Below are 20,332 nucleotides of genomic sequence, written 5' to 3' on the forward strand. Positions count from 1 at the left end.
GTTCAGTCCGCCGCGCGGTGCTCCAGGCGCACCAGGCGCAGGCGCGCCGCATTGGTGATGACGCTGACGCTGGACAGGGCCATGGCGGCCGCGGCCAGCATCGGCGAGAGCAGCAGTCCGAACACCGGGTACAGCACGCCGGCCGCGACCGGGATGCCGATCGCGTTGTAGACGAAGGCGAAGACCAGGTTCTGCCGGATGTTGCGCATCGTGGCCCGCGACAGTGACCTGGCGCGCACGATCCCGCCCAGATCACCCGACAACAGGGTGATGCCGGCGGCCTCCATCGCGACGTCCGTGCCGGTGCCCATGGCCATGCCGACATGTGCCCGGGCCAGGGCTGGAGCATCGTTGACCCCGTCGCCGGCCATCGCGACGGTCCGCCCGGCGGCGGTGAGTTCGCCGACCACATCGCTCTTGTCCTGCGGTTGTACGCCGGCGCGGACCTCGTCGATGCCCAGGCGCTGCGCGACGGCCCGCGCGGTCGTCTCATTGTCGCCGGTGAGCATGATGATGCGCAGTCCCTGCTCGTGCAGTTCGCGCAGCGCCGCGGGAGTGGTCTCCTTGATCGGATCGGCGATCGCCAGGATCGCCGCGATCTCCCCGTCGACTCCCAGATAGACCGCGGTGGCCCCATCGGCGCGCATCTCATCGGCCCGACCGTGCAGCTCGGCGGGCAGCCCGTCGTCCCCGGCCGAGGCGACGTAGCCGGCATTGCCGACCCTCACCTCGTGCCCGGAGACCTGTGCGCGCACCCCGCCGCCGGGATCCGAATCGAACTCGGTGGCGCTCGGCACGTCGAGGCCGCGCTCGCGGGCCGCAGCGGTGATCGCCGCCCCCAGGGGGTGTTCGGAGGACGACTCGACGGCCGCCGCCAATGTCAGGGCCCGCTGCTCGTCGAGCTGACCGGTGGGCACGACGCCGGTCAGGCTGGGGCTGCCCTCGGTCAGGGTGCCGGTCTTGTCGACGACGATCGTGTCGACGCGCTCCATGGTCTGCAGGGCTGCGGCATCGCGGATCAGCACGCCCGCTCTGGCGCCACGGCCCACCCCGACCATGATCGACATGGGGGTGGCCAGGCCCAGGGCGCACGGGCAGGCGACGATGAGCACGCTGACCGCGACGACCAGGGCATGGCTCAGGCGCGGCTGCGGGCCCACCAGCATCCAGACGATGAAGGCGATGACGGCTGCGGCGATGACGGTCGGAACGAATACGGCCGATACCCTGTCGACCAGCGACTGGATGGGCGCGCGGGAGCGCTGGGCGTGGGCGACCATGTCGACGATGCGCGCCAGGGTCGAATCGGCGCCCAGCTTCTCCGCCCGAATCCGCAGGGTGCCGCTGCCGGAGACGGTGCCGCCGACGACGGCGTCCCCGGCGGTCTTGGCCACGGGCAGGGACTCTCCGGTGACCATCGACTCGTCCACGCTGCTGCGCCCGTCGATGACGGTGCCGTCAACGGGGATCTTCTCACCGGGGCGCACTCGCACGGTATCGCCGGGCTGCAGGTGCTCGACGGGGACCTCGTGTTCGGTCCCGTCGGCCTCGATCCGCAGCGCGGTGGCCGGTGCCAGATCCATCAGCGCCCGAATGGCGCCCGAGGTGGTCTCGCGGGCGCGCAGCTCCATCACCTGGCCCAGCGCCACCAGGGCGACGATGACGGCGGAGGCCTCGAAGTAGACCTCGACGTGCCCGTGCATCTTCATCGAATCGGGGAACACACCGGGGGCCAGGAGGGCGACCAGGCTGTACAGATAGGCCGCGGCCACGCCCAGGGAGACCAGCGTGAACATGTTCAGGGAGCGGTGGCGGACGGAATCCCAGCCGCGGCGGAAGAACGGCCAGGCACCCCACAGGACCACCGGAGTGGCCAGGGCGAACTGGATCCAGGCCGAGACCCCCATGGGGACCAGGCCGGCCAGCGCCGGGACCATGGGCAAGAGCATGGAGAAGACCATGATCGGCACTGCGAGCGCCGCACAGATCCAGAAGCGGCGCGTCATGTCGACCAATTCCGGATTGGGCCCGGTTTCGGCGGTGACCGTCACGGGTTCCAGGGCCATGCCGCACTTGGGGCACGTCCCCGGATGGTCCTGGCGGATCTCCGGGTGCATCGGACAGGTGTATTCGGTGGCGGTGCCATGTGTGGTGCCATGTGCGGCGCCGGCGGCCGGGGCGGTCTGTGCCGTAGCCGTCTGTGTCGCAGTGGTCTGTGCGGCCGTGTGATGGTGCGCGTGCTCGTGGGCGTCGTGCCCGGCGTGTGCGCTGGGATCGTGCTCGTGTGCCTCGTGCTCATGTGCACTGTGGGATTCGGCGGCGCCGTGGTGCGTGTGTGCGCTGTGCCCGTGTCCTTCGTGCTGGGAGTGTTCGGCGCTCCCCGTGTACGTGGCCGGATCGGCCAGGAACGTGTGGTGGCAGTGCTCCGAACAGAAGTAATAGGTGTGACCGCCGACGTCCTCGTGGGCCGCGGCGGTGGCCGGATCGATCGTCATCCCGCACACGGGGTCGCTGACCGTGTGGCTGGTCTGCATATCCAAGGGTCCTCCTCTGTCTCACTCACATCCACCATATACCCCCAGGGGGTATAGGTGAAGTGAGATGGCCTGCAGTCCGGGTCCGGGGAGGGCCGGGCGGGCCCTGCGGACCCCGGCGCGGTCGCGCGGGCTCACCGGCTCAGTGCGCGCACCGGCAACACTGCGATGTGGATGAGGGACTCCAGCGGGCCCCGCGGCGCGACCCAGGCGCGCCAGAGAATCGCCACGGCGGCCAGGAGAAGGAGGTGGGTCGCGTACTCGGGCCAGGCGGCCAGACCCGCCGCCGCGGTAATCTCCAAGACGACGACGTGGATCGCGTACATACTCAGCGGCATCGAGCCGGGTGCGGTCACCGGGGCCAGGATCAGGGACGGACCGGCACCCTGCCGCCCGATCCCCGGGCGTTTCAGACCGCGCGCTATCAGCCGACACAGTCCCAGCACCGCGAGCGCTGCGCCTGCGGTGTGCAGCAGATCGAACGGTGTGCCGCTGTGCGGAGCGCAGATCGTCAGCCACCACCAGGAATCCGTGGGAGTCAGTCCGAAGTTGCCCTCCACCAGGATCTGCGCGAGGTCCCGCTGCCGGCCGGCCAGGCTCGCCTCGAGCGCCGGTCGGGCCAGTGGCAGGAGCAGGGCGGACAGGCCGCGAGCGACCAGGGCGAGGACTGCTCCCGCCGCCACCAGCGCTGCGTCGATGGTGAGTCCGTGCTGCCGGGAGTCGGTACCGCGGTGAGGATCGCCGCAGAACAACCGGGCCACGAACATCCCCGCCAGCACATAGCCGAACCACTGCAGGGCCGGATAGTAGCCGGTCAGGGCGATTGCGGTGAACAACTCCCCTGGATGCAGTGCGGAGGTCAGGTCGGGGACACGGTGGTCGGCGGCAAGTCCCAGGCTGCGGCGGATGAGGAAGCTGAGAACGGGGGAGACCGTCAGCCAGACCGGCGCCAGCACGCCCAACAGCCAGGTGGGCGCGGGCAGGAAGGCTGCGGCCAGGACGAACATGAGGCCGTAGACGCTCAGGATGATCGCCAGGAAACTGGTCACCTCGCCCAGGGCCAGGCCGATGATGACGATGATGACACCGCGCACCACCAGGCCCGCCGCGGCCTGGCCGAAGCGGCCGGCACCCAGCGGGCGGCGAGTCGACAAGACGATGGAGCAACCGGCCAGCACCGCGAACAACGCGGAGGCGCGCCCGGCGAAATGCCCGGCGAAGGCGGGCTGTCCGTCCGCACCGGCCAAGGGCAGGATATGGGTGGCGAACATCGCGAACAGGGCCAGGCCACGGGCCAGGTCGACGCCCAGATCCCGTCCCGGCGGCGCCAGTCGGAAAGCGGGGGAAGTGCGCACGGGCGGGTCTGCTCGACTCATGATCCCAGTCTGTCATGGCACACGGCACACCCGGTGCTGCCCGCGGTCCGGCACACCCGGTGGAACACCTCAGGCGCTGCGGACCCTGCGGTGCACGCCGAACCAGGCATAGTAGGCCAGCGCTGCGGCCAGCGCCGCCAGGATCAGCGGATGCGACCAGGCCAGCGCGGCGCATGCCGCCAACAGGCCAAGGCGCAGCGGCCCGTCGAGCACCCAGGACAGAACCCGCAGTCCTTGCATATCGCCGAAGGCCGTGGGAATCGAGGCCAGCCGCGACAGTGGCAGGGGCGGGGCCAGGAGCCCGCGGACGCGCAGCCCCACAAGCGCTGGGACCATCAGGATGGCACGGGGCAACAGGGCGCCGGATCCGGGGATGAGGCCCACGATGGCAGGCGCCCAGGTCCCCAGCAAGGTGAGCAGTGCGAGGAGGAGAAACGGCACTGCGAGTACCGCTGTGAACTCCAGAGCCGGTGGCAGGCCGGAGAGATCGGACTCCTGCACCCTGGCCGCAGCACTGAGCGCGGCATCGAAGGGGGCCCGGGCCCAGCTGGCCAGGAAGACGAAACAGCTCAGGGGCAGCCACAGCAGCCGCTCGTCGACCAGCCCCGTCGTCCCCAGGGCGAGGCCGGCCCCGAGCGCTGCGACCCCGGCCAGGAGCAGCGACTGCGGCCGGCGCAGCGCGCCGAGACCCGTCGCCCGTACCCGGGGGAGCGCCGCGCGCAACAGAGCGAACGCTGTGGACCTGTGCGCAGTGTTCCGCCGCCCGCCCCGTCCGTCCCGGGGCAGCCGCGCCAGGTGGACGGGGGCCTCGGCGCAGGCCAGGGACGCTGCCACCGGATCGCCTGTCAGCATGGCCCCGCGCCAAGCGGATGCGGCCCCACAACGTTCGAGCAGTGCCGATTCGTCGAGGTGGCGCAGTGCGCCGACGAGCGCGCCTGCGGCGAGTACACAGCCCAGAGCACAGGCCACCGTGGAGGCGAACACCACGGGACCCGCCCAGGCCCAGCCCAGGGCCGCGGCGAAGCCGGACGCCGCACCGAACCGCGCCGAGGCGAAGCCCCCGCTCAGGGCTACAGCTGTGAGGACGGCCGTCAGGGCCCACGCCGCGCCCAGGGCGGATAACAGGGTGCGCCGGGCCACGAGCACGCCGGCCGCGCAGACCAGACTCGCCAGAGTGGTACCGGAGATCAGCAGCAGGGCCCAGGCCGTCCACCAGGCCCCGGCACCGGCTGCGGCCGGGATCGAACACAGCAGACAGGTCAGAGCCGCGACACCGGCGACGGGCCAGAGCAGTCGGGGCAGCAGCCAGGAGGAGCGCGCCCGCGGGGAATCGAGCAGGGTCGCCAGCCGGAACGCCCCGGGCGCCTGCAGTCCGCCGCGCGTGGCCAGGCTCAGACCCAGCGCCGCGCAACCTGCCAGCAGGGCCGGGGCCAGCGGCTCGCTCAGCTGGGCGAGCCCCGCGAGAACCGCCAGTCGAGCGCGGACCAGGCCCAGCATCCCCAGATAGGAGGGGGCGCCCACCACGGCAACGAGCATGAGCAGGAGATAGACGCGGTAGCCCAGCTCGGCGCCGCGGTGCGCTCTCGTGGCCATCAGGCCTCTCCCACCTTCACCTCGGCGGCGCCCAATCCCGTGACCAGATCGGGTCGATGCGTGGACACCAGGACCGTGTCGCCGGTATCCAGGCGCTCGCGCAACAGTCCCGCGAGCACGCCGATCACGCCCTTGGCCAGCCGGCCCTCCGGCTCATCGAGGAGCAACAGCCGGGCCGGCCTGGCCAACACCAGTGACAGGCGCATGAGCTGGCGCTCGCCCGAGGACATCTCATGGGGGAAACGTTCGGCCAGGTGCGCCACGCCCAGCGCTGCGGCGTAATCGCCATAGCGGGCGCGCACCCCGGGATCCTGGGATGCCCAGCTGGCGGCCAGGACCCCGGCGTGCTCGGAAAACGTCAGGGCGGGATCCAGGGGCGTGGTGTCGAAGAAGGTCGCGACCAGGCCGCGGAAGGCCGCGCTGCGCCTGTCGGGAGCGGCACCTGCCACCTGTATGCGGCCGCCGGCGGGGGCCTCGAGCCCGGCGACCAGGCGCAGCGCGGTGGTCTTGCCGCTGCCGTTGGGCCCCGTCAGTGCGCTCGCAGTGCCCGCCGGCACCGTGAAGGTCAAGGGGGCCAGCCTGCCGGGGACGCCGGCGTTCTCGACCGAGACGAAATCCGCTGGATGCATCATGCCCGCAAGTCTGCCATGCTGCGTCATCGTGTTGCGGATGTCACCGACTTTCGCGTCCCGCCATGCACACCTGCGGTGCAGCCGGTTAAACTGGGCCCATGGCGATTATGGGTGACGGTGAAGCGAGGACGGCTATCTCCGCTTTCGGTACGGTCGGTGTGGCTCTGGCGACGGTGTTCGACGAGGCCGGTGGCATCGACTTCTCGGCGACCGCGGGATTGGCCCGGCATCTGGTCGATCAGGGCTGCGATATGCTCGTCGTCTCCGGCACCACGGGGGAGTCCCCGACGACCAGTGACGATGAGAAGGACGAACTGCTGTCCTGTGTGCTCGCCGCGGTCGGTGAGCGGGCCCGGATCATCGCCGGCGTCGGTAGCAACGACACCCGTCACACGATCGAACTGGCCGGACGGGCAAAGGCGGTGGGTGCCCACGGCCTGCTGGTGGTCACTCCCTACTATTCGAAGCCCAGCCAGGCGGGTGTCATCGCGCACGCCAAGACGGTGGCCGAGGCAACGGACCTTCCCATTATGCTGTACGATATTCCAGGTCGGTCCGGTATTCCGCTGACCGTCGACACCCTGGTCGAACTGGGAACCCACCCGAATATCCTGGCCGTCAAGGATGCCAAGGGCGATATCGCCTCGACCATGGAGGTCATGGGGCGTTCGCCCCTGGTCTACTATTCCGGCGAGGACGCCCTGAACTGGCCGCTGCTGGCGGCCGGAGCGATCGGCGTCGTGTCCGTCGTCGGACACGTCGCAACACCACAGATTTCACGGATGGTGGCCGCCGCGCACGTAGGCGAAATGGCCACGGCACGACAGCTGGCGCTTGAACTGGTGCCCGTCGTCGACACGATCATGAACCATATGCCCGGAGTGGTCGCGGCCAAGGCCGCACTCGAGCTCCAGGGCCTGATAGAGAACCGCGCGACCCGACTGCCCGTCCTGCCGGCAACGGAGGACCAGGTCGAGTTCCTGCGCACGGAATTGTTAGGGAGCAGAATACTTCAGTGAGAGATCTACTGGCGGAGCTGGGCGAACCCCCGAAGCTCGATCGAAACGCACTGCGCATCGTCGCCCTGGGCGGCCTGGGCGAAGTCGGCCGCAATATGACCGTGTACGAATTCCACGGCAAACTCCTCATCGTCGACTGTGGCGTGCTCTTCCCCGAGGAAGAGCAGCCAGGCGTCGACCTGATCCTGCCGGACTTCAGCTATCTGGAGGGCCGCTGGAAGGACGTCGTGGGCATGGTGCTCACGCACGGCCACGAGGATCACATCGGCGCGGTGCCCTATCTGCTGCGCAACCGCAAGGACATCCCCATCCTGGGTTCGGTGCTGACCCTGGCTCTGGTCGAGGCCAAGCTCAAGGAACACCGCATCAAGGCAGTGACCCGCGTGGTCCACGAGGGCGACAAGGACCAACTGGGTCCCTTCGACCTGGAATTCGTCGCGGTCAACCACTCGATTCCCGACGCCCTGGCCGTGTGCATCCGCACCGAGGCCGGTACCTGCCTGCACACCGGCGACTTCAAGATGGACCAGCTGCCGCTGGACGGCCGGATCACCGACCTGCGCTCCTTCGCCCGGCTGGGCGAAGAGGGCATCGACCTGTTCCTGACCGACTCCACCAATGCCGAAGTCCCCGGCTTCACCAAGATGGAGAAGAACATCGGCCCCGTCCTGGAGTCGCTTTTCGGCCAGGCCGAGGGCCGGATCATCGTGGCGTCCTTCTCCAGCCACGTCCACCGCGTCCAGCAGGTCCTCAACGCCGCCAGCGCACACGGACGTCGGGTCTGCCTGGTGGGCCGCTCGATGGTCCGCAATATGAAGATCGCCCAGGAGCTGGGCTATTTGAACGTGCCCTTCGGCGTGCTGGTCGACCTCAAGGACGTCGACTCCCTGCCGGAGGACCAGGTCGTGCTCATGTGCACCGGTTCGCAGGGCGAGCCGATGGCCGCCCTGTCGCGGATGGCCAACGGCACCCACCGGATCCAGCTCAACAGCGATGACACCGTCATCCTGGCCTCCTCGCTGATCCCGGGCAATGAGAACTCGGTCTCCCGTGTCATCAACGGCCTGATGAAGGCCGGTGCCACGGTGATCTCGAAGGCCAATGCGAACGTGCACGTGTCCGGCCACGCATCGGCCGGCGAACTGCTCTACACCTACAACATCGTCAAGCCCAAGGGCGTGTTCCCCGTCCACGGCGAATGGCGTCACCTGATCGCCAACGCCAAGCTGGCCCAGGCCACCGGCGTGCCGGAGGAGAACATCGTGCTGGCCGACGACGGCTGGGTCGTCGATCTGAAGAACGGCCACGCCGAAGTCGTGGGCGCCGTCGACTGCGATTACGTCTTCGTCGACGGGTCCTCGGTCGGCACCGTGACCGAGGCCGACCTCGAGGACCGCCGCGTGCTCGCCGGCGAGGGCTTCGTGTCCGTGTTCCTGACCGTCGATGCCAAGAACCAGTCGATCCTGGCCGGCCCCGTCATCCACACCCGTGGCGTGGCGGAGAACGACAAGGTCTTCGACACGATCAAGCCGAAGATCACCGAGGCGATCCAGGATGCCCTGAACAAGGGCACGAAGGACGAATACAAGCTGCAGCAGGCGATCCGCCGGACACTGGGCCGCTGGATCAGCTCCAAGCTGCGCCGCAAGCCGATGATCGTTCCGATGGTTGTCGTCGTGCGCGACTGAGTACCGGCGCACCGAAGCGAGGTGGCCCGGAACCCTGTTGGGTTACTGGCCCCCACGCACTGCTCATCCCTGCGCCCAGTGGGCGCTCAGTTCGGCGGCGGTTTCGGTGAGTTTCGCGGCGACCGCGGGGTAGACATCGGGGCCCAGGCGCGAGGTCGGGCCGGAGACAGACAGCCCGGCCGGGCTCGGGGCGCCGGCGACCGCGACGGCCAGGCAGCGCACGCCCACCTCCTGCTCCTCGTCGTCGAGCGCGAAGCCGCGGTTGCGGCACTGGGCGAGTTCGGCCTCGAGGTTGATGTGGCGCCGGGCGCGCGGGCCGCCCACGCTCGCGTCCAGCAGGGGCTCGGCCACGGAGTCCGGGAGGGAGGCCAGAACCGCCTTGCCGACCCCGGAATTGTGCAGTGGCACGCTGCGGCCGACCTCGGTGAACATCCGCATGGACCGCGGCGATGCCGCCTGGGCGACATAGGTCATCGAATCGCGGGTCAGGAACGCCAGGTTCACGGTCTCGCCCAGGTCCTTGGCGAGTGCTGTCAGAATCGGCTGGACCGAGGCCCCGACCTGCCGGGCGGCCACCGCGCCTAGGCGGACCAGGCGCGAGCCCAGGGCATAGGAGCGATCGGCGAACTGCAGGACGTAACCGCGGGCCGTCAGGGTGGCGAGGATCCGGTGGACCGTGGGGGCGGGCAGCTCGCAGGCCGCTGCCAGGTCCTTCTCCCTGGCCGTACCGCCGGCGGCGACCAGTGCCTCGAGCACATCAAGGGTCCGGTCGACTGACTGCACATGTTGCACCATGGGGCGATCCTAAACCGCGGCTCACATGTTTTCATAATGTGGAATATGGATTTCGCCATAACCGATTGTGCGAGAAGATCAGGGGGACTGATCAACGACGATCGATGAGGGGGAGTCCCATGAGTCTCGAAGAACTGTGCGGTCTGCTGCCACCCGGGCGGGTCCTGACCGACCCGGTGAAGACCCAGGCCTACCGGTTCGACCGGGCCAACGACCCGCAGGCCGGCCACCCGCTGGCGGTGGTGCTGGCCACGTGCACCGAGGACGTACAGGCGGCGGTGCGCTGGGCTGCGGCCAATGACGTGGCGATCGTGCCGCGGGGCGCGGGATCCAGCCTGTCGGGCGGGTCGACCGCACTGACCGGGGCGATCGTGATCTCCCTGGACGCGATGCGCGAGGTCACGATCGACCGATTGACCCGTACCGCCTTCGTCCAGCCCGGTGCCTTCAACGCCGAGGTCAAGGCCGCGGCGGCCGCGGAGGGCCTGTGGTATCCGCCGGACCCCTCGTCCTTCGAATTCTGCTCGATCGGTGGGAACATCGCGACCAACGCCGGTGGTCTGTGCTGCGTGAAGTACGGCGTGACGACCGATTACGTGCTGGGCATGACGGTGGTACTGGCCGACGGGCGGGCGGTAAAGCTGGGCGGTCCCCGGCTCAAGGACGTGGCTGGCCTGTCGCTGACGAAGCTGTTCGTCGGTTCGGAGGGGACGCTGGGCATTGTGACCGAGGCGGTGCTCAAGCTGGTGCCCGTGCAACGGGCTCCCTCGACCCTGGTCGCGACCTTCCCCGATCTGGGCGCCGCCTGTCAGGCGATCCTCGACATCACACGGGTCGCCCGGCCCTCCATGCTGGAGTTCATGGACCGGGTCACGATCAACGCGGTCGAGGACGAACTGCACATGGGCCTGGACCGTGATGCCGCCGCGATGCTGGTGGTCCAATCCGACGAGCCCGCGGAGTTCGCGGCCGCCGAAATCGCGCAGATCGAACGGGTGTGCACCGGTTTCGGCGCCTCGGAGTGCCTGCACACCACGGATCCGGACGAGGGCGAGATGTTCGTCGCGGCCCGCCGGGGCGCGATCCCCTGTGTGGAGAAGCAGGGCACCGTGCTGCTGGAGGACGTGGGCGTGCCGCTGCCGGAACTGCGCGCCCTGGTGCTGGGCATGGCCGATATCTCGAAGAACCGGGATGTCACGATCGCGGTGATGGCACACGCGGGCGACGGCAATACGCATCCGCTCATCGTCTTCGATCCGGCGGATGCGGCGCAGACCGAACGCGCGCACGCGGCCTATGGCGAGGTGATGGAACTGGCGATGGAACTGGGCGGGACGATCACCGGAGAACACGGGGTGGGCCGGCTGAAACGGCCGTGGCTGCCCGACTATCTGGGCGAGGACGTGATGGAGCTCAATCAGCGGATCAAGGACGCGCTGGACCCGCAGGGGATCCTCAATCCAGGGGTGGTGTTCGCCTCGCAGCGCTCGCATTCCTGAGGGTTCGGGCATCGGGGCGGCGGGTGTGCAGCGTGCTGCCGCTCGTGGCGCGGGGTGTGGCGCGGGACACGCAATGCCTGCTATGGTTTCACTGAGCGTGATTTTAATTTCACGATATGAAATCGAGCCGAAGGAGCCCGAATGTCCCCGTCGAGCATCACCCCACCCCAGGGCCTGGAGATCACCGCCGAACTGCAGCCCGAATTCGCCAAGGTCCTCACCCCTGTGGCCCTGCAGCTCATCGTCGACCTGCACCGGAAGTTCACCCCGGCGCGCGCCGAACGCCTGGCCGCCCGCCGGGCCGTCCAGGAACACCTGGACAACGGTGGCGAACTGGACTTCCTGGAGGAGACCGCCGCGGTCCGCGCCGATGACTCGTGGCGCGTCGCCCCGCCGGCGCCCGGCCTGGAGGACCGTCGGGTGGAGGTCACCGGCCCCACCTACAAGAAGATGACGATCAACGCCCTGAACTCCGGAGCCAAGGCCTGGCTGGCCGACCAGGAGGACGCCAACACCCCGGCATGGGATTCGGTGGTCGGCGGCCAGATCAACCTGCTCGACGCCATCAACCGGGAAATCGACTTCACCGCCGCGGACACCGGCAAGGAATACCGCCTGCGCCCCGATGCGGAATTGCCCACCATCATCGTGCGCCCGCGCGGCTGGCACATGAATGAGAAGCACATGCTGATCGACGGGGAACAGGGATCGGGCTCCCTGGTCGACTTCGCCCTGTACTTCGCCACCGCCGGACAGCGCCAGATCGAGAAGGGCCAGGGCGTCTACTACTACCTGCCCAAGATGGAGTCCTACCTCGAAGCGCGACTGTGGAATGACGTCTTCAGCTTCGCCGAGGACGCACTGGGCAACCCGCGCGGCACCATCCGCGCCACCTGCCTGATCGAGACCTACCCTGCGGCCTTCCAGATGGAGGAATTCCTCTACGAACTGCGTGAGCACTCCGCCGGACTCAATGCCGGGCGCTGGGACTACATCTTCTCCGTCATCAAGACCCACCGGAACAAGGGGACGGACTGGATTCTGCCCGACCGCAACCTCGTGACCATGACCGTGCCCTTCATGCGCGCCTATACGGAACTGCTGGTGCGCACCTGCCATAAGCGCGGGGCGCATGCGATCGGCGGCATGGCCGCGCAGATCCCGTCGAAGGACCCTGAGGTCAACGCGGTGGCGACCGAGAAGGTCACCGGCGACAAGACCCGTGAGGCCACCGACGGCTTCGACGGCTCCTGGGTCGCCCACCCCGGCATGGTCGATCTGTGCAAGGAGCAGTTCACGAAGGTGCTGGGCGATAAGCCCAACCAGATCGACAAGCTGCGCGAGGATGTGAGCGTGGGCGCGGCCGAGCTGCTCAGCGTCAAGGACACCCCCGGCGATGTCACGGAGGCCGGCCTGCGGGCGAACATCAACGTGGGCATCCAGTACGTTCAGTCCTGGCTGAACGGCAACGGTGCTGCGGCGATTCACAATCTGATGGAGGACGCCGCGACCGCGGAGATCAGCCGAACCCAGGTGTGGCAGTGGCTGAAGTTCGAAGTCACCCTGGCCGATACGGGCGCCACCGTGACCCGGGAACTGGTCGACCGGCTGGTCGCCGAGGAGACCGCGGGACTGCCCGGCGGGCCCGAGTCGTTCGCCCGGGCCACCGAACTGTTCGTTGCCATGGCCACCGCCGAGGTCTACTACGACTTCCTGACCCTGCCGGCATACGAACTGCTGGACTGAGTGGATCGTCGCCGCGGGCAGGGCTGGTACACGCGGCCTGCGGGAATCTCCGGCCGAGGCCGCGCCCACCGGGTGCGGCCTCGGCCGGTTCTGCGTGTGGTGGCTCCTTGTAGGAGTATCCACTATAGTGGAATCCATGGTGGAGATCAAAGGAAATGTTGACCCGCGAGCCCTTGGACCCCGGCTGCGCGACATCAGGCGGGCCAAGGGGCTGACGGTACAGGACCTGGCGCGGCGCAGCGGAGTCAGTCGCAGTATGGTCTCCGAGGTCGAACGCGGGGGACGCGTTCCCACCATCCTCACGCTGGACCGCCTGGCTACAGCCCTGGGTACCGGGCTGGGCCGCCTGGTAGCCGGCGAGGCGGGTGACGATGACGCCATCATCGTCCGCCGCCAGGACGAGCAGGCCCGGCTCGATGAAGGTTCCTGGTCCAGAACCGTCCTCAATCCGAATCTGGCCGGCGTCGAATTCGAGTTCATGCGCGTGGAAATCGCCGCCGGTGTGGACGCGGGTGCCTACGATCCACACATGCGCGGCAGCCGGGAATACGTCGCAGTGGAATCGGGTGTGCTCACCCTGAGCCTCGACGGACGGGACTACCGATTGGCAGCGGGCGACAGCATCTACTTCGGCGGAGCCCGCGTCCACGCCTTCCGCAACGACGCGTCCGTACCGTGCACCTACTACCTGGTGATGGACGCCATCGGTCCGGACCGGGCGCACGAGCCGCGGGCCGGGGCGGTTGTCCAGGGTGCTGACCCCGTCCCCGCGCCGGGTGCCGTTCCGTCCGAACGGGAACCCGGTGCGGGGACGATCGTGTGCCGGGCCGATCCCGCAGTACCGGGCTGGGACTGGACGCCGGAGGCCGAGCGGGCTCTGCTGTCGCGGGCGGCCGAACTCGCCTCCCGGGTATTGGCGGACACGGTGACCGGCCCGGTCACCGGATCACTGCCGGAACATCTGCTGACGACCTTCGCAACCTCGCCCGTTCCGGTGGCCGGAAGCGATGTGCGCAGTGTGCTGGCAGACATTGCCGAGCAGGTGATGCCCTACCCCTTCGGCAACGGGCACCCGATGTTCTTCGCCTGGGTCAATTCCCCCGCTCACCCGATGGGCGTCGCTGCGAATGCGATCGCCACCGCGCTCAATCCCAGCATGGCCGGGGGACGGCACGCCGGTGTGCACCTGGAACACGAGGTGATTCGCTGGTTCTGCGAACTGCTCGGCTGGGAAACCGCCGGCTCGGCAGCGGGACAACTGGTCTCCGGCGGCTCCGCCGCGACCCTGACCGCCCTGGGGGCCGCCCGGCACCGGGCGGCCGCCGCGATCGGTCTGGACGACCGCGTCGACGGCGTGGCCGGCCTTGCGCCCCGCATCTACGCCACAGCGCAGGCGCACTCCTGCTTGGACAAGGCTGTGGAGGCCCTGGGCCTGGGCCGCTCCTGCATCGCCCGCGTACCCCACGACGCCGCGGACAGGATGCTCCCGGAGCATCTGGCGAGGATGCTCGAGGCCGATATCGCAGCGGGGCTGACCCCGGTGGCCGTCGTCGCCAGCGTCGGCACCGTCAATACCGGTGCGATCGATCCGCTCGATCAGATCGCCCGGATCGCCCGCGCCCATGATGTGTGGTTGCACGTCGACGGCGCCTATGGCGGTCCCGCGGCCCTGTTGCTCGACGACCTGGACGGTGTGAAAGCCGGCATGGCGCAAGCCGACAGCCTGGCGCTGGATCCCCATAAGTGGCTCTACGCCCCTGTGGACTGTGGCATGGTGCTGTTCAAAGACGGGAGTTGGGCCCGGGACGCCTATAGCCTGGTGCCGCCCTATCTGCGCTCGCAGGCGACAACGGATGAACCCGTCTGGTTCTCCGAATACGGCTTGGAACAGACCAGGCCCTTCCGCGCATTGAAGCTGTGGGCCCAGCTGCAGTTGACCGGACTGGACGGGTACCGCAGCCTGATCGGTCACGACCTGGCTGTGGCCTCGGCCCTGCGGGAGCTCCTCGTCGCAGCCCCCGACTTCCAGGTGTTCGGCCACGGCCTGTCGATCGTGTGCTTCCGCTACACTCCCGCAGGCGTGGCCGAAGAAGATCTGGACGCTCTCAACGCGGACCTGGCGCTGCGGGTGCAGCGGTCGGGCCGTGCCTTCATCGCCCAGACCACTGTGGTTGCGGCGGGCAGGTCCGTGACCGCGCTGCGCGCCTGCATCGTCAACCCCAACACCACGGAGGAGCACGCGGCCGCCCTGTTGCAGGTGCTCCGGGAGGTCTGATTCGCACAGGGACCTGCCGCGCCAGGCCCGCGGAAATCCCCGGCCGTGTCCGTGCCGCCGCCTACCATGGAACCATGGCTACCAGTAGGACTTCCCCCACTGCCGGCCGTGGCAAGAGCGGCGGGTCCAAGAAGAAGGCCACCGCGAAGTCCGCGGCCACTTCCAGGGCTGCGCGCAGTACCGGGCGCGGCAGCGGTTCGGGGGACAAGCAGAACGCCACCGTGAATCCCATTGCGGGGGCGTGGATGGGAATGGCTCGAATGGCAGGCAACCGGACCCGTAAATCCATGGGGGAGAACGAATCGCGCGACGGTGGCATCCGACGCGACGGCACCGGCTTCCTGCTCATCATCCTGGCCGTGATCGCGGCGGCCTTCGAATGGTGGAACATCCCAGGGGGCTTTGGCAACGGAGTCCGCGCGGTCATCGAGGGCACCTTCGGGCGCGTCGCCCTGGTCCTGCCGATCGTCTTCGTCGGCTACGCGATCCGGCTGTTCCTGCACGGTGACCGGGTGCGCGGGAACAATCGCATCCTCATCGGGCTGCTCATCGCCCTGCTGTGTGCAGCGGGACTGGCGCACATCGCCGCGGGCAGTCCCAGTTTCGTCAACTCGCGTGCCGCCATGGCCAATGGGGGCGGCGCGCTGGGCTACATCGTGTCCTCGCCCCTGGTCGCCACCACCACCGTCTATGTGACGGTGCCGCTGCTGGTGCTCATCGGACTGTTCTCCCTGCTCATCATCACGGGCACGCCTGTGGCCCGGATTCCGCAGCGCATCGTCGGCCTCTACGATTTGCTGACCGGGGCCAACCGCGTACTCGACGACCAGGACGAGGGCCGCGCCGAAGTGGACCTGGTGGGCCAGAACCGTGGCACCGCGACGCTTAAACCCATGGGCAAGAAGCGCGGCGGGCGGAAGAAGGACGACGAGGCCGAAACCACCCGGGCCTACGACAAGGCCTTAGAAGAGCACGATCAGGCGGCCGCAGGCCAGCCCACGGACCACGTGGCCGAACACGATGAGCCGACCCGCGTGCTGCGGCCCCAGGGCGTCTACGACCAGCAGGCGGATTCTCAGGACGGCTCGGCGGCGGACCCGGATGCGCCGAAACCCGGCCAGCGCCGGCCCACCAGGGCCGAACGTGAACGTGCCCAGCTCAAACACGATCTGGGGATGGACGAGGCCGAAACGGCAGCGCAGGCCCAAGTGCCGGTGGTCAACAAGCAGTCCCAGCCGGATGCCGGCGAACTGCCGCAGCGCGTGGCCCAGCTCGAAATGGCCGGGGACGTCACGTACACCCTGCCGTCTTCGGATCTGCTGATCGCGGGTCCTCCCGCCAAGGAACGCTCGGAGGCCAATGACAAGGTCGTGGCCGCGCTGCGCGAGGTTTTCGAACAGTTCAAGATCGACGCGCACGTCACCGGCTTCTCCCGCGGGCCGACGGTCACCCGCTATGAGGTCGAACTGGGTGCCGGCACCAAGGTGGAGAAGGTCACCGCGCTGTCGAAGAACATCGCCTATGCGGTGGCCAGCGCGGACGTGCGCATCCTCTCGCCGATCCCGGGCAAGAAGGCCATCGGCATCGAGATCCCCAATGCGGACAGGGAAACCGTGGCATTGGGCGATGTGCTGCGCAGTCAGGCCGCGCGGAAGACGGACAAGCCCCTGGTGGTGGGCGTCGGCAAGGACGTCGAGGGCGGGTTCGTCGTTGCGGATCTGGCGAAGATGCCCCACCTGCTCGTCGCCGGTGCCACCGGATCCGGCAAGTCGAGCTTTGTGAACTCGATGATCACCTCGATCATGATGCGCTCCACTCCGGACGAGGTCCGCCTGATTCTGGTCGACCCGAAGCGCGTGGAACTGACGATCTACGAGGGCATCCCACACCTCATCACGCCGATCATCACGAATCCCAAGAAGGCCGCAGAGGCTCTGGAATGGGTCGTGCGCGAAATGGACGCCCGGTACGACGACCTGGCGAACTTCGGTTTCAAACACGTCAAGGAATTCAACGCCGCGGTCCGCGAGGGCAAGATCCAGGCGCCCCCCGGCTCGGAACGCGAACTCCACCCCTACCCCTATCTGCTGGTCGTGGTGGACGAATTGGCCGACCTCATGATGGTCGCCCCGCGTGATGTCGAGGCCTCGATCCAGCGCATCACGCAGCTGGCGCGCGCCGCGGGCATCCACCTGGTGCTCGCCACCCAGCGGCCCTCGGTGGACGTTGTCACCGGTCTGATCAAGGCCAACGTCCCCTCGCGGCTGGCCTTCGCCACGTCCTCCCTGGCCGACTCGCGCGTCGTCCTCGACCAGCCGGGCGCGGAGAAGCTGATCGGCCAGGGCGATGCCCTGTTCCTGCCGATGGGTGCGGCCAAGCCCATGCGCGTGCAGGGCGCTTGGGTCAACGAGGACGAAATCGAGAAGGTCGTCGAATACGTCAAGGGCCAGCTGGCACCGGTCTATCGCGAAGACGTGGCGGTCGAGGCACCCAAGAAGCAGATCGACGAGGAGATCGGCGACGATATGGACCTGCTGCTGCAGGCCGCGGAACTCGTCGTCACCTCGCAGTTCGGCTCGACCTCGATGCTCCAGCGAAAGCTGCGCGTGGGCTTCGCCAAGGCCGGCCGGCTGATGGACCTGATGGAGTCCCGCGGGATCGTCGGGCCCTCGGAGGGTTCCAAAGCCCGCGATGTGCTGGTCAAGCCAGAGGACCTGCCCGCCACACTGTCCTACATCAAGGGCGACGATCCGGCGGCGGGGGACATCCACGATGCAATGGACGCCGCCGCCCACGCCGAGCCCGGAGCCCCACAGCCACAGGCCTCCCATGGGGCGAGTGGGTCCGTCGGCCACGATGCGTACGGATCCGACGCCTATGCGGCACAGGACGCCGCCCGCGCCGGCCTGGCACCGGGCGATATCGATCCGGCAACGGGCCTGGAAGTCGTCGAGGGGGAAAGCGAAGACGCCTGGGAGCTGACGGGCCGGTAGGCTGGAGGCGTGAACGAAATGCAGACCAAGCCCAGTAACTGGAACGTCCCCAATGCGCTGACGATTCTGCGCATCATCATGGTGCCGATCTTCATCGTCGTTCTGCTGCACGACGGCGGTAGCGATCCGATCTGGCGGATCTGGGCTTTCGTCGTCTTCGTGCTGGCCATGGTGACGGATGCGATCGACGGTCACGTGGCCCGCAAATACAACCTCATCACCGACTTCGGCAAGATCGCCGACCCGATCGCCGACAAGGCACTGACGGCTGCCGCCTTCATCTGCCTGGCCATCGTCGGCGATATGTGGTGGGTCATCCCGGTGTTGGTGCTGGTGCGCGAATTCGGAATCACCCTGCTGCGTTTCGCGATCATCACATACGCGGTCATGCCCGCCTCCAAGGGCGGCAAGCTCAAGACCGTCCTGCAGACGGTGGCCCTGGCCATGTACCTGCTGCTGGTGCCGGTGGCATCCCTGCAGGTGGGCTGGCTGACCGCGGTCTTCACGGTGGTGGCCGTCATCGTGCTGACCGCGGCTGTGGTCGTGACCCTGGTATCCGGGGTGGACTACTGCGTGCAGGCCTACCGCCTGGTGCGCGATGCGAAGGCCGCCGGGGGCGGGACGCCAGAGGGGGAACAGAGTGGGGCCGATGATCGATAAGGGCGCCGCGGCCGTCATCGCCGCAGCATCCGCGAAAGGTCTGACGATCGCCACGTGCGAGTCCCTGACCGCGGGGCTGGTGGCGGCGACCCTGGCACAGGTGCCGGGTGCCTCACGCGTGCTGCGCGGTGGGCTGGTGACCTACGCGACGGAGCTCAAACACGTGCTGGCCGGAGTTGATGCCGGACTGCTGGCCGCGCGTGGCGCGGTCGACCCCGAGGTCGCAGCCCAGATGGCCACGGGTACCAGGGACCGGTGCGGGGCCGATATCGGGATCTCGTGCACCGGTGTGGCCGGGCCCGATCCGCAGGACGGCAAGCCGGTCGGTCGGGTCTACCTGGGGTTGGCGATGCCGACGGACGTGCGCACCATTCGCCTGGATCTGAGTGGGGACCGGGACGCCATCCGCCGGGCGACCGTCTCCCGATTATTGGCGGTAGTGGACAGTGAGCTGGCCACGGTCTGAATCCGGGATGAGCACAGCGTGGGAATTCACCTCTAAGTTGCGTGTGTTCGGCTCAGGTTTTCCGCTTTGCCCGGCCCGGGCGGTGGTGACCGGAGCTGTGAACGTGTAGTTTGGAAGGAACAAAGTCCGCATCCTATGGGTTAGTACATACGTATGACAACATCGATAGAAAACGGAGGCCGCCCGATGACACTTGTCCGTACGGAAATCGGCGACACTCTGCGTGCCGCCCGACAGCGGCAGCACCGCACCCTGCGGGATGTTTCGACCGGGGCCAGCGTGTCCCTGGGGTATCTCAGCGAGATCGAGCGGGGTCAGAAAGAAGCGTCCTCGGAACTCCTGGCCTCGATTTGCGGGGCGCTCGACATGCCTCTGTCGCATATGCTGCGCGAGGTCGCAGACCGGGTCGCCCTGAGCGAGGGCGTCGACATCCCCGATACCATTCCGGCCGAACTCTCGGCCCATGTCCTCGCCGGCGAGCAGCAGCTGGTGGGACGGCGCTGAGATGCGCCATGCCGTCTACTGGCAGTTGATGAATGACGAGTTCGGTTCCATCCGTGCCGCTTCGTTGCACGCCGACCTGGCTTTGAGCCCACTTGGTTCGCTGACCCCCGAGCAGGCGTTCGACGCCGGCTACCAGCCCAAGGAGATCTGGCTGGCCGTCTGCGATTCCGCAGGGATTCCGGCAGAACGCAGGCTGGGAATCGATCACAAGCCCCCCGCCGCCCCCTTCTGAGGCGGATACTCGGATCGTTCCGTCTATGTGGACGAGGTAGCGGAGCACTGGGGGAGGAAGAAACGGGCCCGGGTCGTGGATCCGGGCCCCGCGCATTCTCCCCGGGCATAGGCCTGCGCCTTTACCCCGGTGAATGACGGTGACCGCGTGCGGAGGCCTGTGGATCACGCCCACCGCGGTCCGCTGGGATGTGGGCAGAGCATTGCGTAGAGGCTTCGGTGGGCAGTATTTCGAACACATGTTCCCATGATGGTCTAGAATAGCCAACGGGATGGACTGCGCCTGTGACCTTCGATGGTTATCCGGCGCCCGCATATCCA

Annotated in this window: 15 protein-coding genes; 10 read left to right on the forward strand and 5 right to left on the reverse strand. The window is 68.2% G+C overall.

Annotated elements, in window-relative coordinates:
• Window positions 1-2: 2 nt before the first annotated feature.
• The 4 genes from NQ034_RS05420 to NQ034_RS05435 all read right to left on the reverse strand — a co-directional run bounded on the left by NQ034_RS05420 (window position 3) and on the right by NQ034_RS05435 (window position 6,135).
• Window positions 3-2,534: a heavy metal translocating P-type ATPase gene (locus NQ034_RS05420; protein WP_257047564.1), complete on the reverse strand. Its 2,532-nt coding sequence runs from the start codon at window positions 2,532-2,534 to the stop codon at window positions 3-5.
• Window positions 2,535-2,668: 134 nt separating this feature from the next.
• Window positions 2,669-3,910 carry a heparan-alpha-glucosaminide N-acetyltransferase domain-containing protein gene (locus tag NQ034_RS05425; protein WP_257047497.1) on the reverse strand — a complete coding sequence of 414 codons (1,242 nt, stop codon included), beginning with the start codon at window positions 3,908-3,910 and terminating at the stop codon, window positions 2,669-2,671.
• Window positions 3,911-3,979: 69 nt separating this feature from the next.
• Window positions 3,980-5,503 carry a hypothetical protein gene (locus NQ034_RS05430; protein ID WP_257047498.1) on the reverse strand — a complete coding sequence of 508 codons (1,524 nt, stop codon included), beginning with the start codon at window positions 5,501-5,503 and terminating at the stop codon, window positions 3,980-3,982.
• Complete coding sequence (locus tag NQ034_RS05435; RefSeq protein ID WP_257047499.1) at window positions 5,503-6,135, reverse strand: ABC transporter ATP-binding protein; 633 nt, start codon at window positions 6,133-6,135, stop codon at window positions 5,503-5,505. The genes NQ034_RS05430 and NQ034_RS05435 overlap by 1 nt, the downstream gene beginning before the upstream one ends.
• Before the next feature lie 98 nt (window positions 6,136-6,233).
• Here NQ034_RS05435 and dapA point away from each other — a divergent pair, with 98 nt between their 5' ends.
• Both dapA and NQ034_RS05445 read left to right on the forward strand, forming a co-directional pair.
• Window positions 6,234-7,154, forward strand: coding sequence for a 4-hydroxy-tetrahydrodipicolinate synthase (gene dapA, locus NQ034_RS05440; RefSeq protein ID WP_257047500.1), 921 nt, complete (start codon window positions 6,234-6,236; stop codon window positions 7,152-7,154).
• Window positions 7,151-8,842, forward strand: coding sequence for a ribonuclease J (locus NQ034_RS05445; RefSeq protein ID WP_257047501.1), 1,692 nt, complete (start codon window positions 7,151-7,153; stop codon window positions 8,840-8,842). Before dapA ends, NQ034_RS05445 begins: the two co-directional genes overlap by 4 nt.
• 63 nt (window positions 8,843-8,905) lie before the next feature.
• Here NQ034_RS05445 and NQ034_RS05450 read toward each other — a convergent pair whose 3' ends face one another.
• A complete protein-coding gene (locus tag NQ034_RS05450) occupies window positions 8,906-9,637 on the reverse strand; it encodes an IclR family transcriptional regulator (RefSeq protein ID WP_257047503.1) in 732 nt (243 codons plus the stop codon).
• Between the two features lie 119 nt (window positions 9,638-9,756).
• Between NQ034_RS05450 and NQ034_RS05455 the strand changes: the two genes are divergently transcribed.
• The 8 genes from NQ034_RS05455 (at window position 9,757) to NQ034_RS05490 (ending at window position 20,012) form a co-directional block, all read left to right on the forward strand.
• Complete coding sequence (locus tag NQ034_RS05455) at window positions 9,757-11,136, forward strand: FAD-binding oxidoreductase (protein WP_257047504.1); 1,380 nt, start codon at window positions 9,757-9,759, stop codon at window positions 11,134-11,136.
• A 141-nt stretch (window positions 11,137-11,277) separates the two neighbouring features.
• Window positions 11,278-12,882, forward strand: a complete 1,605-nt coding sequence (gene aceB, locus NQ034_RS05460) for a malate synthase A (RefSeq protein WP_257047505.1) — start codon at window positions 11,278-11,280, stop codon at window positions 12,880-12,882.
• 136 nt (window positions 12,883-13,018) lie between these two features.
• On the forward strand, window positions 13,019-15,157 hold the full coding sequence (locus NQ034_RS05465; RefSeq protein ID WP_257047506.1) for a pyridoxal-dependent decarboxylase: 2,139 nt from the start codon (window positions 13,019-13,021) through the stop codon (window positions 15,155-15,157).
• 74 nt (window positions 15,158-15,231) lie between these two features.
• Window positions 15,232-18,150: a DNA translocase FtsK gene (locus NQ034_RS05470; protein ID WP_373456783.1), complete on the forward strand. Its 2,919-nt coding sequence runs from the start codon at window positions 15,232-15,234 to the stop codon at window positions 18,148-18,150.
• 18 nt (window positions 18,151-18,168) lie between these two features.
• Window positions 18,169-18,810 (forward strand): CDP-diacylglycerol--glycerol-3-phosphate 3-phosphatidyltransferase, encoded by a 642-nt coding sequence (gene pgsA, locus NQ034_RS05475; protein ID WP_257047566.1) that lies wholly within the window; start codon window positions 18,169-18,171, stop codon window positions 18,808-18,810.
• Entirely contained in the window at window positions 18,800-19,276 is a 477-nt protein-coding gene (locus NQ034_RS05480) for a CinA family protein (RefSeq protein ID WP_257047507.1), read from the forward strand. The genes pgsA and NQ034_RS05480 overlap by 11 nt, the downstream gene beginning before the upstream one ends.
• A 186-nt stretch (window positions 19,277-19,462) precedes the next feature.
• A complete protein-coding gene (locus NQ034_RS05485; protein WP_257047509.1) occupies window positions 19,463-19,780 on the forward strand; it encodes a helix-turn-helix domain-containing protein in 318 nt (105 codons plus the stop codon).
• Window position 19,781: 1 nt separating this feature from the next.
• The gene (locus NQ034_RS05490; RefSeq protein ID WP_257047510.1) at window positions 19,782-20,012 is read left to right on the forward strand and encodes a DUF3046 domain-containing protein; all 231 of its coding nucleotides are present in this window, start codon (window positions 19,782-19,784) and stop codon (window positions 20,010-20,012) included.
• Window positions 20,013-20,332: the final 320 nt, after the last annotated feature.

The organism is Brevibacterium moorei, assembly GCF_024580735.1.
GTDB classification, from domain to species: Bacteria; Actinomycetota; Actinomycetes; order Actinomycetales; family Brevibacteriaceae; genus Brevibacterium; species Brevibacterium moorei.

Coding starts and splice junctions, on each gene's coding strand:
- NQ034_RS05435 (WP_257047499.1), bottom strand. CDS start 6,135: ATGATGCATCCAGCGGATTTCGTCTCGGTCGAGAACGCCGGCGTCCCC.
- NQ034_RS05470 (WP_373456783.1), top strand. CDS start 15,232: ATGGCTACCAGTAGGACTTCCCCCACTGCCGGCCGTGGCAAGAGCGGC.
- dapA (WP_257047500.1), top strand. CDS start 6,234: ATGGCGATTATGGGTGACGGTGAAGCGAGGACGGCTATCTCCGCTTTC.
- pgsA (WP_257047566.1), top strand. CDS start 18,169: ATGCAGACCAAGCCCAGTAACTGGAACGTCCCCAATGCGCTGACGATT.
- NQ034_RS05480 (WP_257047507.1), top strand. CDS start 18,800: ATGATCGATAAGGGCGCCGCGGCCGTCATCGCCGCAGCATCCGCGAAA.
- NQ034_RS05490 (WP_257047510.1), top strand. CDS start 19,782: ATGCGCCATGCCGTCTACTGGCAGTTGATGAATGACGAGTTCGGTTCC.
- NQ034_RS05425 (WP_257047497.1), bottom strand. CDS start 3,910: ATGAGTCGAGCAGACCCGCCCGTGCGCACTTCCCCCGCTTTCCGACTG.
- NQ034_RS05485 (WP_257047509.1), top strand. CDS start 19,463: ATGACACTTGTCCGTACGGAAATCGGCGACACTCTGCGTGCCGCCCGA.
- NQ034_RS05420 (WP_257047564.1), bottom strand. CDS start 2,534: ATGCAGACCAGCCACACGGTCAGCGACCCCGTGTGCGGGATGACGATC.
- aceB (WP_257047505.1), top strand. CDS start 11,278: ATGTCCCCGTCGAGCATCACCCCACCCCAGGGCCTGGAGATCACCGCC.
- NQ034_RS05455 (WP_257047504.1), top strand. CDS start 9,757: ATGAGTCTCGAAGAACTGTGCGGTCTGCTGCCACCCGGGCGGGTCCTG.
- NQ034_RS05450 (WP_257047503.1), bottom strand. CDS start 9,637: ATGGTGCAACATGTGCAGTCAGTCGACCGGACCCTTGATGTGCTCGAG.
- NQ034_RS05465 (WP_257047506.1), top strand. CDS start 13,019: ATGGTGGAGATCAAAGGAAATGTTGACCCGCGAGCCCTTGGACCCCGG.
- NQ034_RS05430 (WP_257047498.1), bottom strand. CDS start 5,503: ATGGCCACGAGAGCGCACCGCGGCGCCGAGCTGGGCTACCGCGTCTAT.